Origin of the sequence: Spirillospora sp. NPDC047279 (assembly GCF_040643285.1) — a bacterium.
Classification (GTDB): domain Bacteria; phylum Actinomycetota; class Actinomycetes; order Streptosporangiales; family Streptosporangiaceae; genus Spirillospora.
The window spans coordinates 107,435-119,799 of sequence record NZ_JBEYUA010000005.1; the positions used below are offsets into that span (position 1 = coordinate 107,435).

Genomic DNA, 12,365 nt, shown 5'->3' on the forward strand with positions numbered 1-12,365 from the left:
CATGGCAAGCGTGACGGCAGCCCCGGCAAACGGCGCTCCACAGGCGGCAGGTCACACGGACGGCATGTAATGACTACCGTCTGTGGCCTTAATTAACGGCGTCTGGACCGGAGTGGGCTTCGGTGAGTCAAAGCCACCATGACGTGTCGTTGAAGTGGGGTGACACCGCGTGGCTGATCTCGCAACTGCAAGCTCGGCTCGTTATCAGCGGCACACCCGGCCCCTTGAGTTGAACATGACCAGCCTCAATCCCCTGTCGCTCCATCACGGCTCTTCATGCTCGTTGCCAGAACGACGTGAAGCGCAGTTGTGATCACGAGCGCCCCTCGGAGGTCTCTATGGAGTTCCGCATCGTCGCCCTTGGTCTGCCGAACGCAGGCAAGAGCGTCTACCTGTCGACGCTGCACCACGAGCTCATCAACAGCCTCGCCCCGGGTGTCGTGCTCACGGTGCCGCTTGACGAGAGGAAACGACTCACCCGGATCTACGACGCCGCCGCCGATCCCCGAACGAATTCCTGGCCCGCGGCGACCCGCGCCAACGCGAAGATGCACGAGTCGAAGTTCACCTGCAGCGTGGCATCCAGGCGCGGCGGCGCCATCAGACTTCTCGACTTCAGCTACGTCGACTACGCCGGTGAGTGGCTGACCGAACCGAGCGAAGGCTCGTCGCTGGATCAGGACCTGCAGGACCAGATCGAAAAGGCGAACGTGCTCCTCGGCATCATCGATGGACGGCGCCTGCTGGAATACCTGGCAGGTGACATCTCCCCCCACGTCTACTTCTACACGCGGATTCGGCCGGTCGCCGAGCACATGCGCGCCTTCGCGGGTCCCATCCACTTCGTGATCAGCAAGTGGGACCTGCTGCGGCACACGTACACGCTTGCCGAGGTGCGCAGCAGGCTCTTCGAATCACAGGACGCCCCCTGGCTACGTGAGATGGTCCAGACGCGCACCGCGCGCCAGGGCCTGCTCGGGCGGACTGTCGGTACCGTGCGGCTGATCCCTGTCAGCTCGATGGGCGACTTCGCCTACCTGGACGGTGACGGCAACATCAAGAAGAACGTCGACCGAGCCCCAGAGCCGTGCAACGTCCCGGTTCCCCTGGTCGCCGTCATCCCTGATCTGGTGGGACTCGCCCTTGCCCAGCCGGCGACGAGGCAGAAGCAGTCCAGCACCGACGGGAGTGAGCCCGGCGACCCGGCGACCCGGATCAAGAGCTCCGGTGAAGCGGCCGACTCCCTGCTCAAGGACGGATCGGCGGTCAAGATGGCGCCCCCTCCACCGGCGCCCGCACCCAACGTCGGCCTGGGAGCCGGCGGACTGCTCGGCACCGCCGGCGGCGTGCGAGTGGCCGCGATGGTCGCAGTCATGATCGGTGTTCCGGTAGGGCAGGCCCTGAACAGGGCGGGCAGACGAGCAGCCCGCAGGACGCGCCGTCGATACCGCCGGTTGAGGGCCACAGAGCTGAGCCGGGTCAAGAGCTACGAGTCCGGACTTTTCTACGTCATGCACCATTTCACCGAACGGCTCAAGACATTCGATCGGGACTACCCCGACTCGCTCCTGTCCTGATGGGCCCGGCCTCGCTAACGTCAGAGAACACGTACCGCGAGCCGGTTAGGGAAGCCCACGATGGATGACGCGCCGCCCCCTGTCGGCTGGCCGTTCCTGGTGGCCAGGGGACGCACCGTCGGCTTCCGGGTCGTGCTCGCGCCTCCGTTCCTGGTGAACGGCCGGCTGACCGGACTGCTGATGGAGGCCAGCGCCACCGACGCGACACTGGGCGATGCCCTCGCTCGCCGGGAGGTGCTCAACTCCAGGGCCGGTGACTTCATCGCCTTCTTCCACAGCGTGCAGGCCGACCGGGCAATCGTCGACGAACGGGCGCAGCGACCGGACGAGGCTCTGCTGGACGAAGGTTCCCGACCGATCATCCTGACCGAAGGCGTCATCTTCCGGGAACCGGCCCGCACCACCATCGACGCAACGACCCTTGAACTCATGCACAACATGGTGAAGGACGCCTACCGGGAATTCTGGCTAGCCGACGACCCCACGATGCCGACCCGTGCCTCAGCCCCGATACCCCTCTCCCACGGCCAGAAGGTCACCGTTCCAGCGCTGGACCTGCAACCGCTCGGCCTCTCTTCACAACCCGAAGAACCAGCGCCCGGGATCGCCGAGCCACCAGTCCCCACCGAGATCACAACTCCCCAGGATCACCCGAGGGCCGCCCATCCGTCCGGGCCTCCGGTCACGCCGACCATCGTCTTCCTGACCGCCGTGGTGCTCCTCCTCCTGGCGGTCATCATCGTGGCCATGTAGGACCACGACGTGGAGATCATGGAGCGGACCCGGCCACCGGCGCACGCAGAGCGATCCTCACACCGGGCTCGATCGTGAAGCTGAATTGGACCAGAACGACTCCGTCGTCCTCGCGAAACGTCTCAGATTCAACCCTCACACGCCCGTCGATACCGTCGACGAGAATTTCGACATCGGTACCGAGGAGCGGCGTCCAGGTATTGTGCTGGACGCCCTGCGGCTCGGCGTCGTCGACCAGATCGCTCATGACGCCATTCTGGCGCGTACCTCACCCCGCCACGTGACATCCCGACGCCGCCACCGTCTAAGGTTTTCGAGGCTATTGGTGGCGAGTCGGCGCAGGTCTGGGGCCAGGCCCAGCGGCCGGTGTCGAGGTGGGCCCAGGCGAGGTCTGCCAGGATCATGAAGCGGCGGCGTTGAGTGAGCCGAAGCTCGGGCTGTTCTGGTAGAGCAGCCAGGTGGTCAGGACTCCGAGGATCGCGCCGGTGACCACGCCTTCTACCACCACGAAGGCACTCTCGGCGTAGAACGACCTGCGTACCGTCCGGGCTTGGAAGCCCAGCGCGCGCAGTACGGCGATGGTGCGGCGGCGTTCTCGGACGGCGCGCACCATGACACCAGGCCTTGAGTGAGGAACCGCCCCTGGAGGCGGGAGGCGGTCTGAGCGGGGTCGGTGCCGGGAGTCAGGCGGATCAGCAGACTCGAAGGGCGGGCCTGGGCGCCGAAGAGGTCGGTCGTCGCCTGGCGGCTCATGAGGACTGGGAAGCGGCGGGGGTCGACGCCGCCGGCGCCGTAGAAGACGATGCCATCGGTGAGGACGCCGGCGACCGTGCGGGAGATCTTCCGGCCGGTCTGCGGATCGGTGATGACCATCGTCGCTCCGGCCTTGGGCGGCTTGCCCTGGGGGCCGCCCGTCGCGCCGTAGAACACGTCGATCAGCACATAGGACGGGTCCCGCAGAACGAGCCGCCAAGCCGCTGCGTCATCCGGGAGCGAAGGAAGCCTCTCGTCCAGGGCAGGGGGCGTCGCGGCCATCTCTTCAGGTAGACCGATCGCATTGATTTGCGAGGACGGCGACTACGTGATCTGCGCCGAACTGCCCCGGGCTGGACCCCGACAAGGACATCGAGATCACCGTCAGCGGTGACGTCCTGCGCATCCACGCGGAACGTCATGAGGAGAAGAAGGAAGGGCGCCGTTCGGAATTCCGCTATGGCTCCTTCACCCGCTCCCTGATGCTGCCCGCAGGGGTGGACGCCGACGCCATCAAGGCGGGCTATGGGAAGGGCATTCTCACCGTGAGGATCACGATGCCCGAAGCGGTCGAGCAGGAGCCCAAGCGGATCGCCGTCCAGAAGTAGCGACGCGCGAGCGCGCGTGGCGGTTCCTGACTTCCATGCCGTCTCCTCTCGACGAGCTGGAGGTGAAAGGCCCAGATGCGCGGGACCTTCGGCCCTGTGACGGGCAAGCCCCGGTGGCTTGGCTGATAGGTGCAGGCCCTCCATGAGACGAGGTGATCCCCATGGACCGGCCGACCGCCATAGTCCGTTTCCGCGGACCGGTCCTGGGCTCGGCCAGCCAGAAATCTGGTCCGCCACTCCCCCGCACGACCTCGGTCACTCATGTCCCCCATCTCGACCCCCGCTGAGGAGCCGTCATGACCAGGCAGATCGCCTTTGGATACGGAGCGCCTTCCGTACCCGAACTCGAAGAACGGATCCACACGCTGGAAACCCAGGTGGCCTCGCTGACCGAAGCCGTCCGGATTCTCACCGCCGGCCTGGCCGGCACCCCTTTCGACGAGCCCGGATCCCAGGAGGCGTCCGCGAGTGCGCGCAGGGCGCACGAGCTCCTGATCACCGTTCCGCCGAGCCGCAGAACAGGTTGAGGGATCATGACCGAGAACGCCGAACCGATCATCGTCGGCACCGACGGCTCTCCAGCGGCCGAGCGCGCCGTCAGCTGGGCCGCGGAGGAAGCCGCCATCGCCGGGCGCCCCCTGGACGTCGTACACGTGGTCGAACGCCGCATCTATGACGGCCCCGCGAGCATCATCTCCGGTATCCGGGAAACTCTGGCCGAGCGAGGATTGCAGATCCTTCGTGAGGCGCGCGACCAGGCCCTACGCGAACGACCGGGGCTCGTCGTCGAGATGAGCCTGGTCCACGACACCACCGTCCACGCGGGATTGCGTGCACACAGCGCAGGTGCCTTCGAGGTGGTGGTCGGGCACCGCGGACTCGGCGGTTTCACCGGCCTGCTGCTCGGCTCGACGGGCCTGCGCCTGGCGGGCCACCTGCCCGGAGCGGTGGTCATCGTCCGTGGAACCGGTGACCCGGTCGCAGGCGAAGTGGTGGCGGGACTCGACCTCACCGACCCGCCCGAGCCCGTACTCGACCACGCCTTCGCCGCCGCCGACCGGCGACACGCCCGTCTCCGCGTCCTGCACGCCTGGCGACCCGCGCCGCTGGGCTCGCAGTCGGCCGCCGATCTCGAAGGAGCCGACACGGCCTTCCGCGATCACCTGTCCGCCGCGATCACCCCCTGGCGGGCGCGTCACCCGAATGTGAAGGTCATCGAGGACGTCGTCCGCGGGCACCCCGCCGACGAGCTGATCGGCGTCTCGTCGCACGCCGACCTCGTCGTCGTGGGATACCGGACCCACGCCGGGCCCCACCTGGGTTCGGTCAGCCACGCCGCCATCCATCACACCCATTGCCCTGTCGCAGTGGTGCGCCCGGAGAAGGAACGCCTGGACCGATGAACCCATCCCGCTCGTATCGCGGGAGGTTGAGATGGAGGAGGGGAGACCGCCATGCAGGTCATTCCAGAGCCGAGGCGTGTGGTCGTCGGTGTCGACGGCTCATCGAACTCCATCGCCGCCCTGCGACGAGCCTCGCAGGAGGCCGCGAGGCGGCACGCACGGCTGGACGTCGTCAGGGTCCTGAGCACAGGCCCCGGCCATGCCGACCGGCTGGCGCGGTCGGCCAGGGAGTGGGGGCGGCTCCGTGCGCTGGCGGCCCGTATCGTCCCGAGGCCACGACAGATCACCACGCGGCTGCGCGTCATGTACGGCGAACCGGCCGCCGTGCTCACCAAGGTCGCCCAGCATGCGGAGCTGCTGGTCATCGGTGCCCGGGTTCACTCCGAGCACGGCAACCTCCTCGGCGGTGACACGGTGCCCGCCGTGCTGCAGCACGCCCCCTGCGAAGTGATCATTTGCGCTGATCACGCCACCCGCCTCGCCACGCCGGCCGATCCGGTCCCCATGCCGACCGAGCAGCCATAGCCGGGCGGCACTCCGCCCGGCCCGAAGGTCCCTGCCGCCGGGGACCGTCGGGGGTGCCCCTGGTGATCGGCACAGCGAGATGGTGGAACCGGAATCAACAAGAGAAGCAGGTGACCTCGATGCGCAAGAAGGTCTTGGTGCTGGGCGGCAACTTCGGCGGCCTCACCGCCGCGCTGAGTGTCAAGCACGCACTGCACGGGGACGTCGACGTCACCGTCGTCTCCGCCTCCGACCGGTTCCTCTTCAACCCTTCGCTCATCTGGCTGCCGTTCGGCGCCCGCGCCGAGAACGACATCACCTTCCCGCTCGCGCCGACGTTCGACCAGCACGACGTCGAATTCGTCCACGCGGCGGCCACCCTGATCGACCCCGTCGCCCAGCACGTCACCACCACGGTAGGCGCGTACGACTACGACTACCTCGTGGTCGCCACCGGCTACCGTAACGACACCGCCATCCTGCCTGGATTCGAATCGAAGAACGGCACCTACACCATCACGACGCTGGACGACGCGGCCCAGGCCGCACAGGGCTGGCGCCGGCTGCTCGACGACCCCGGCCCCGTCGTGATCGGCGCGACGCAGGGCGCCGGCTGCTTCGGCGCGGCCTACGAGTTCCTCTTCAACACCGCCTACCAGGTGAAGAAGGCAGGGCTCAAGGGACGCGTACCCCTCGCGTACGTAACGCCCGAGCCGTTCCTAGGGCACTTCGGGATCGGCGGGCTCCCCGGCGGCGAACGTCTGCTGCGCATGTTCTGCAAGAAGGAGGGCATCCGAACCGTCACCTCGGCCGCCATGGCCGAGGCACAACCCGGCAGGCTCCTCCTTGAGGACGGCGACAAGCTCGACTTCGCGTACGCAATGATCATTCCGCCGTTCCTCGGCCAAGAAGTGATCGCGACCACGCCCGGGCTCGCGGACGCCAAGGGCTTCGTGCCCGTGCGCGACACCTACCAGTCCGCCGCCTTCCCCGACATCTACGCTGTGGGGGTGGCGGCGGCCGTCACCGTCCCCTGGACCACGCCGATCCCCGTCGGCGTCCCCAAGACCGGCTTCCCCACCGAGGTCCAGGCCCATGTCGCCGCCGACAACATCGCCGCCCGAATCCAGGGCAAGGAACAGACCTCGCACAAGACCTTCGGTGACATTCCCGCGATCTGCGTCATGGACGCCGGCAACAACGGCGTCATGATCCTCGCCGACCACATGCTCCCACCTCGCAAGGCAGGCATCCTCATCCCCGGCCCGCAGGCGCACGCCGCCAAACTCGCCTTCGAGAAGTACTACCTCTGGAAGTCCCGCCACGGCTACGTCCGCCTGCCCTGAACCGGCGGCCTGTCATCCGGTGCACGTCTGCATGCTGTCCGGTACTCCAGGCTCAAAGGCCGCCCGTGACACGGAGGGCCACGAGTTCGCCGCCCGTCCTTGGAGCTGGCGGGCGGCGATGTGGGGATGCGGTGTTCAGTTCGCCCAAGCCTGGAACGCGGCCAGATGCCGCTGGGAGGTGGCGATCAGCCGCTCGTAGACGTGCTCGACGTCCGCGGCTTTGACATCTTGGGCCGACTTCTGGAGTGCGGCGATCTGTGCCTTCTCGGCCGTCACGCCGACCTGGAGCGCGGCCTTCTCGTTCGCCGATCCCTGGGCCAGCAACCGGTCGTACTCGGCCTTGACGTTCGCCGAGGCGAACTGACCGGCGCTCTTGCCCTCGGTGGGGTCGGTGACCCCGTACCGGTCGAGCAGGGTGCGGACCGCGTACAGGTGGTGGGTCTCGGCCCTGGCGATCTGGTCGAAGACCCGCGCGTCGTAGCGGGCGGCGAACGCCGTGTAGAGGTCGTTCGCGAGCTTCTCCTCCTCCGCGACCTGGGCCAGAGTGGTCTTCTGCGCGGCGGTCACGGTGCCGCTGGAAGCCGGCGGATTCAGGCAGGTCCCGTCGCCGGGCCCGCGCTGGAGTCCCTGTCCCATCCCATGGCCGACACCGGGTCGACGAGGATCGACGGTCTGGCCGGCCGCAGGCGGGCCGCCGGGCTCGCCCGGTCCGGCACCCGCCAGCACCGGAACCGCGGCGGCGACCCCGCCGAGCGCCAGCGCCCCACCGGCGGTGAGCGCGATGGCCGTCCTGCTGATGCGCTTCATGACCGTTCTCCTTTCTCTCCTCAGTCCCTTTCGTTGTCACCTTCACGATGCCGCGGTGCTTTGCAGGGGCGATGTGGGGCGTGTGGAGGACGTATGGAGCTTCGGTCACCGCCGTTGGTCCCTGACCGACGGCGTCCGCCAGGACGTATCCATGAGCTATGGCAGGAATACGGCGGAACGGCACCGGGACGCTGGGCCGGCGGCTGTTCGCCGCGTTCCTCCTGGTGGCGTTGGCCTCGGTCACCGTCCTGACGGCGGCGGCGCTGATCGGCACGGACCGAGGGCTGCAGGCCGCGCGCCAATCCGAACGTCAGAGGGTGACCGAGCGGGTGACCGCGGCGGTGACCGCGGCTCACGCGGCCGCGGGCGGGTGGCCGGGAGCGGACCTGCGGCAGGCGCGTACGATCTCGGCGGGCGCGGGCGCCAATCTGTTCGTGTGGGACGCGGACGGGAACCTCGTCGTGTCCCCCGCGGGCACGCGGCCAAGTCAAGGGCCGGAACGGCCGGGCGTCCAGGGCCCCGGCATGCACGCCGGCCATGGCATGGTGACCGCGACCATCTCCTCTGACGGGAAGGCCGCCGGATCGGTCCAGCTGGCGTTCGGGTCTCCGGCGGCCTCTCCCGGGCGAGGCGTCGCATGGTCATGGATCCTGCTGGCCGCCGCCGCGGCGATCGCTGCCGCGGCGGCCATGAGCTGGTATGTGACCGGCAGGCTGACCCGGCCTCTGGTGCGCCTCGCGACCGCCGCGCGGTCGCTGGCCGCCGGAGACCCCTCCGCGCGCGCCCGGGTGAACGCGCCGGGCGAGCTGGGCGAACTCGTCATCGCCTTCGACCGCATGGCCGACGAGCTGAACCGCGCCGACCTCGGCCGGCGGCGGCTGGCCGCAGACGTCGCCCACGAGCTGCGCACGCCGCTGGCCGGCCTGCAGGCCGGCCTCGAAGAACTTCGGGACGGGCTCGCCGAGCCCGAACCGGCGCGCCTGGCGGCACTGCACGACCAGACCCTCCGGCTCGGCCGGATCATCGGCGACCTCGCCGAGCTGTCCGCGGCCGAATCGGCCGCCCTGTCGCTCCGCCTGGCCGACGTCGACACCGGCACGGTGGCACGCGGGGCCGTCGCCGCGCACCGCGCCCGGCTCGACGCGGCCGACATCGCCGTCCACACCGAAATCGACGACGGGATCGTGGTTCACGCCGACGCGGATCGGCTTCACCAAGCCCTGGGCAACCTGCTGTCCAACGTCGCCAGCTACTGCCGTCCCGGCGACTCGGTGACGGTTTGCGTGCGTGCTGAGGAAGGCGACGCCGTCATCGAGGTGGCCGACACGGGCCCGGGAATCCCCGCCGCCGAACGCGCCCACCTCTTCGAACGCCTGTGGCGGGGAACGGCCGGCCGCCGGGTGAGCGGCTCGGGCATCGGCCTGGCCGTCGTTCGCGAGCTGATCATCGCCCATGGCGGCACGATCACCTCATCATCGCCGGACGAGAACGGCGCGACGTTCACCATCCGTCTGCCCGCCGTGTGACCGTGGTCGCCAGGAGAACACATGGATCTCACCGGGACCGAAGGCTGGGACATGGCGTCCCACGACCCGCCACCGTTCAGCTGCTGCCGCTCTTCGACGGGCTGCCCTGGGCCGGCAGGTCCTCGCCGTTCCCGCTCCGATGAGACCATCGGCAGGTCTCAGGCCAGGGCGAGGAACAGTTTCTCCAGCTGAGCCCTGTCCACCGCGGCCTGTTCGGTGCCGGCGTTCTCCGGTCTGACGCACTGCTCCAGACCGGTAGCAATAATCTTGAATCCCGCGCGGTCGAGGGCCCGCGAGACGGCGGCCAGCTGAGTGATCACGTCAGCGCAGTCGCGCCCCTCCTCGATCATCTTGAGGATGCCACCTATCTGCCCCTGGGCCCGCCGCAGCCGCACCACCACGTCGGCGAGCGCGTCCTTGTCCAGCTCCATCCCGCTCCCCTTCTCAGGCGCTGCGATTGGTCCCCGCGGCGTGGCGGCGCACGTCGTCCAGGGTCCACCGCGCGAGCACTCTCGATCAGCTTCTCCAGCTCCTGCTCGCGCAACGCGCCGGCCTGAGCGTAGAGCACCACATTCTCACGGATGATCATGAGGGTGGGGATCGAGGAGATGCCGAAGGCGTTGAAGTTCTCGCGCGTCAGTTCGATCGTCGCCATGACCCTCTCCGTCCGCAAGCTGATACCCCTATGGGTATGGGAACAAGTGCCCGGCCCCGTCTATTTCGAGATTTCGGCGTCCTCACCGAGATCGGTGTGCGGGCCACCCTGCGGGAGAAGTTCCTGATCGGGTATGCGGCGGACGCGCTCACGCGTCGCGCGGGAGTCTGAGCCGGTAGCCGACCCCGAGGACGGTCTCCACGATCTCCGGGCCGGCCGGGCCGAGCTTGTGACGCAGGTTCTTGACGTGGGAGTCGATCGTCCGCTCGTAGCCGGCGAACTCGTAGCCGCGGACGCGGTTGACCAGTTCGTATCGCGAGTACACCCGTCCGGGGACGGCGGCCAGGGCGGTGAGCAGCCCCCATTCGGTCGGGGTGAGGTCGAGCGCCGCGCCGTCCAGGGCGGCCTCGTGCCGTTCCTCGTCCAGCCGCAGCCGGCCGCCGCCATAGCTACCGGCGGAGGGGTCCGCTGCCGGGCCCGCACGGTTCAGCACCGCCTGGACCCTCAGCACCACCTCGGTCGGGCTGAACGGCTTGGTCACGTAGTCGTCGGCGCCCGACTCCAGGCCCCGGATGCGGTCCTCGACCGCGCTGCGGGCGGTCAGCACGACGACCGGGACCTGACCGTCGGTGCGGGCGGCGCGCAGCACCTCCAGGCCATCGACGTCGGGCAGGCCGAGGTCGAGCACCACCAGCCGGACGGAACGTTCGGACACGAGCCGGATCGCCTCCGCGCCGGACCCGGTCGTGGTCACCGCGAACCCGGCGCGCTCGAGGTAGCGGCGCAGGAGGTCGCGGATCTCCCTCTCGTCCTCCACGACTAGCACGCTCTCGGCCATGCTCCCTGTCTATGTTCGGCCGCGCTGTTCTTGGAGAGGCGAACGGCCTGAGACGGGCGGGACGTTGCGCCCTCTTCGCAGTCCGGCTCGAGGACACGCGTGCGGTCACCTCTCCGTGGCCTCCGCCGGCGGGCGGCAAGCATCACAGAGACCCCGATGGCGGCGGCCACGGAGACGGCGGCGAGCGCAGTCCAGCCGGCCGGGGTGCCGAAGACCGCGTGGCGCGCCGCCGCGGGAGCCTGCCCGGCCAGGACGAACGCGGCCATGAGCAGGACGAACCAGCCGAACGCCTGGCGGAGGCGGTCCGGGTTCACCCGTCCGGCGAGCCGGGATCCGGCGACGCCTCCGAGGACGGCCGCGCCGGTCACCGCGAGGGTGAGCGGCCAGTCCAGCTGGGCGGTGTGCAGGTAGCCGGCCAGGCCCGCGAACGACTTCATCCCGATGACCAGCAGCGAGGTCCCGACGGCGACGGGCATGGGCAGCCCGCCGAGCAGCACCAGCGCCGGGACCACCAGGAACCCGCCGCCCGCGCCGACCAGGCCGGTGACCAGCCCGACCGTGACGCCCTCTGCGAGGATCCGGGGCACCGGACGTGCCGCCGGCCGACCGGCCTGGCTCCCGGACGCCGCCGGGCGGCGGCGCAACATCGCGACCGCGGTCACCGCCATCATGACCGCGAAGGCCCCCAGCAGGACTCCCGCCGGGATGAAGGCGGCAAGGCGTCCGCCGACGTAGGCGCCGGTCATGCCGGCCGCACCGAACAGCAGGCCCGTACGCCAGCGGACACGTCCGGCACGTGCGTGCGGCAGGAGTCCGGCGAACGCGGTGGCACCGACGACGAACAGCGACATGGCGATGGCCTGCTTGGTCTCGACGCCGGCGACGTAGACCAGGAGCGGGACGGTGAGGATCGAGCCTCCGCCGCCGAGCAGGCCGAGCGACACGCCCACGGCGAGCGCGCCGGCCAGGGTCAGCGCGAGCGTCATGTCGGCCGCCGGTCCCGCAGCAGCGTGACGATGTCGGCGACGTCGCAGGCCGGTGCGCGGTTGAAGGGCAGCTTGGCCAGCAGGGTGCCCATCAGGCAGGTGTCGGTGAGTGCGGCGACGGCCAGCCCGGCTCCGACCGCGGCCGCGAGCCACACCATCCCGGGGACGACCAGGCCGCCGATCACGCCGATCAGCACGAGTGTCCCGGCGGCCAGGCGGACCTGGCGTTCCAGATCCCAGCGGGAGCGGCCGTGGTTGAGCGGGGCGCCCGCGGCCTCCCAGGCGGCGATGCCGCCGGACAGGATGTGCAGGTTGGTCATCCCGGACTCGGCGAGGGCACGTTCCGCCTGGGCGGCGCGGTTGCCGGTGCGGCAGACCAGGACCACCTCGTCCAGGTGGGCGCCCAGTTCGGTGCGGTGTTCGCGGAGGGTGTCGAGCGGGACGTTGTAGGAGCCGGGGATGTGCACGGCGGCGAACTCGGCGGGAGTGCGCACGTCCAGCATCCGCGGCGCGCCCGGGTCGGCGAGGCGCTCGCGCAGCTCCGCAGCCTGGAGGGTGGCGGGAAGGGGGCTCATCTGGTTTCACCTCAGGAAGGAATCGGTTCGTCCC

General features: G+C 69.5%; 16 protein-coding genes. 8 read left to right on the plus strand and 8 right to left on the minus strand.

The genetic code is table 11. From position 1 onward, the window contains the following. Nucleotides 1-338: 338 nt before the first annotated feature. A complete protein-coding gene (locus ABZ810_RS14125; protein WP_358403016.1) occupies nt 339-1,577 on the plus strand; it encodes a hypothetical protein in 1,239 nt (412 codons plus the stop codon). A 60-nt stretch (nt 1,578-1,637) separates the two neighbouring features. Next, a complete protein-coding gene (locus ABZ810_RS14130; protein ID WP_358403018.1) occupies nt 1,638-2,330 on the plus strand; it encodes a hypothetical protein in 693 nt (230 codons plus the stop codon). 16 nt (nt 2,331-2,346) lie between these two features. On the opposite strand, the gene ABZ810_RS14135 is transcribed toward ABZ810_RS14130, so the two are convergent. From ABZ810_RS14135 to ABZ810_RS14145, 3 genes are all read right to left on the minus strand, one after another. Further along, nucleotides 2,347-2,577, minus strand: coding sequence for a hypothetical protein (locus tag ABZ810_RS14135; protein WP_358403019.1), 231 nt, complete (start codon nt 2,575-2,577; stop codon nt 2,347-2,349). A gap of 153 nt (nt 2,578-2,730) precedes the next feature. Further along, a complete protein-coding gene (locus tag ABZ810_RS14140; RefSeq protein ID WP_358403645.1) occupies nt 2,731-2,910 on the minus strand; it encodes an FtsX-like permease family protein in 180 nt (59 codons plus the stop codon). Continuing rightward, a complete protein-coding gene (locus tag ABZ810_RS14145; RefSeq protein WP_358403664.1) occupies nt 2,829-3,272 on the minus strand; it encodes a hypothetical protein in 444 nt (147 codons plus the stop codon). The genes ABZ810_RS14140 and ABZ810_RS14145 overlap by 82 nt, the downstream gene beginning before the upstream one ends. 215 nt (nt 3,273-3,487) lie before the next feature. Between ABZ810_RS14145 and ABZ810_RS14150 the strand changes: the two genes are divergently transcribed. From ABZ810_RS14150 to ABZ810_RS14170, 5 genes are all read left to right on the plus strand, one after another. Continuing rightward, a complete protein-coding gene (locus ABZ810_RS14150) occupies nt 3,488-3,691 on the plus strand; it encodes an Hsp20/alpha crystallin family protein (RefSeq protein WP_358403647.1) in 204 nt (67 codons plus the stop codon). 296 nt (nt 3,692-3,987) lie between these two features. Then, nucleotides 3,988-4,218 (plus strand): hypothetical protein, encoded by a 231-nt coding sequence (locus ABZ810_RS14155; RefSeq protein ID WP_358403021.1) that lies wholly within the window; start codon nt 3,988-3,990, stop codon nt 4,216-4,218. Nucleotides 4,219-4,224: 6 nt separating this feature from the next. Continuing rightward, on the plus strand, nt 4,225-5,094 hold the full coding sequence (locus tag ABZ810_RS14160) for a universal stress protein (protein WP_358403023.1): 870 nt from the start codon (nt 4,225-4,227) through the stop codon (nt 5,092-5,094). Between the two features lie 51 nt (nt 5,095-5,145). Then, entirely contained in the window at nt 5,146-5,619 is a 474-nt protein-coding gene (locus ABZ810_RS14165; RefSeq protein ID WP_358403025.1) for a universal stress protein, read from the plus strand. 119 nt (nt 5,620-5,738) lie between these two features. Next, nucleotides 5,739-6,944 carry an FAD-dependent oxidoreductase gene (locus ABZ810_RS14170; RefSeq protein WP_358403027.1) on the plus strand — a complete coding sequence of 402 codons (1,206 nt, stop codon included), beginning with the start codon at nt 5,739-5,741 and terminating at the stop codon, nt 6,942-6,944. Nucleotides 6,945-7,079: 135 nt separating this feature from the next. Here ABZ810_RS14170 and ABZ810_RS14175 read toward each other — a convergent pair whose 3' ends face one another. Then, nucleotides 7,080-7,751 carry a DUF2202 domain-containing protein gene (locus tag ABZ810_RS14175; RefSeq protein WP_358403029.1) on the minus strand — a complete coding sequence of 224 codons (672 nt, stop codon included), beginning with the start codon at nt 7,749-7,751 and terminating at the stop codon, nt 7,080-7,082. A gap of 158 nt (nt 7,752-7,909) precedes the next feature. On the opposite strand from ABZ810_RS14175, the gene ABZ810_RS14180 reads away from it, so the two are divergent. Further along, nucleotides 7,910-9,277 (plus strand): HAMP domain-containing sensor histidine kinase, encoded by a 1,368-nt coding sequence (locus tag ABZ810_RS14180; protein WP_358403031.1) that lies wholly within the window; start codon nt 7,910-7,912, stop codon nt 9,275-9,277. A 158-nt stretch (nt 9,278-9,435) separates the two neighbouring features. Here ABZ810_RS14180 and ABZ810_RS14185 read toward each other — a convergent pair whose 3' ends face one another. The 4 genes from ABZ810_RS14185 to ABZ810_RS14200 all read right to left on the minus strand — a co-directional run bounded on the left by ABZ810_RS14185 (nt 9,436) and on the right by ABZ810_RS14200 (nt 12,331). Next, nucleotides 9,436-9,708, minus strand: coding sequence for a metal-sensitive transcriptional regulator (locus tag ABZ810_RS14185; protein ID WP_358403033.1), 273 nt, complete (start codon nt 9,706-9,708; stop codon nt 9,436-9,438). 372 nt (nt 9,709-10,080) lie between these two features. Further along, the gene (locus tag ABZ810_RS14190) at nt 10,081-10,749 is read right to left on the minus strand and encodes a response regulator transcription factor (RefSeq protein WP_358403035.1); all 669 of its coding nucleotides are present in this window, start codon (nt 10,747-10,749) and stop codon (nt 10,081-10,083) included. A gap of 2 nt (nt 10,750-10,751) precedes the next feature. Beyond that, nucleotides 10,752-11,756, minus strand: coding sequence for a sulfite exporter TauE/SafE family protein (locus ABZ810_RS14195; protein WP_358403036.1), 1,005 nt, complete (start codon nt 11,754-11,756; stop codon nt 10,752-10,754). Next, nucleotides 11,753-12,331: a rhodanese-like domain-containing protein gene (locus tag ABZ810_RS14200; protein ID WP_358403037.1), complete on the minus strand. Its 579-nt coding sequence runs from the start codon at nt 12,329-12,331 to the stop codon at nt 11,753-11,755. Before ABZ810_RS14200 ends, ABZ810_RS14195 begins: the two co-directional genes overlap by 4 nt. Nucleotides 12,332-12,365 lie beyond the last annotated feature (34 nt).

Bases quoted from the DNA above. Each gene is read 5' to 3' on its own strand.
- ABZ810_RS14200 (WP_358403037.1), bottom strand. From the start codon at position 12,331: ATGAGCCCCCTTCCCGCCACCCTCCAGGCTGCGGAGCTGCGCGAGCGC.
- ABZ810_RS14180 (WP_358403031.1), top strand. From the start codon at position 7,910: ATGGCAGGAATACGGCGGAACGGCACCGGGACGCTGGGCCGGCGGCTG.
- ABZ810_RS14125 (WP_358403016.1), top strand. From the start codon at position 339: ATGGAGTTCCGCATCGTCGCCCTTGGTCTGCCGAACGCAGGCAAGAGC.
- ABZ810_RS14130 (WP_358403018.1), top strand. From the start codon at position 1,638: ATGGATGACGCGCCGCCCCCTGTCGGCTGGCCGTTCCTGGTGGCCAGG.
- ABZ810_RS14170 (WP_358403027.1), top strand. From the start codon at position 5,739: ATGCGCAAGAAGGTCTTGGTGCTGGGCGGCAACTTCGGCGGCCTCACC.
- ABZ810_RS14195 (WP_358403036.1), bottom strand. From the start codon at position 11,756: ATGACGCTCGCGCTGACCCTGGCCGGCGCGCTCGCCGTGGGCGTGTCG.
- ABZ810_RS14160 (WP_358403023.1), top strand. From the start codon at position 4,225: ATGACCGAGAACGCCGAACCGATCATCGTCGGCACCGACGGCTCTCCA.
- ABZ810_RS14175 (WP_358403029.1), bottom strand. From the start codon at position 7,751: ATGAAGCGCATCAGCAGGACGGCCATCGCGCTCACCGCCGGTGGGGCG.
- ABZ810_RS14135 (WP_358403019.1), bottom strand. From the start codon at position 2,577: ATGAGCGATCTGGTCGACGACGCCGAGCCGCAGGGCGTCCAGCACAAT.
- ABZ810_RS14165 (WP_358403025.1), top strand. From the start codon at position 5,146: ATGCAGGTCATTCCAGAGCCGAGGCGTGTGGTCGTCGGTGTCGACGGC.
- ABZ810_RS14155 (WP_358403021.1), top strand. From the start codon at position 3,988: ATGACCAGGCAGATCGCCTTTGGATACGGAGCGCCTTCCGTACCCGAA.
- ABZ810_RS14185 (WP_358403033.1), bottom strand. From the start codon at position 9,708: ATGGAGCTGGACAAGGACGCGCTCGCCGACGTGGTGGTGCGGCTGCGG.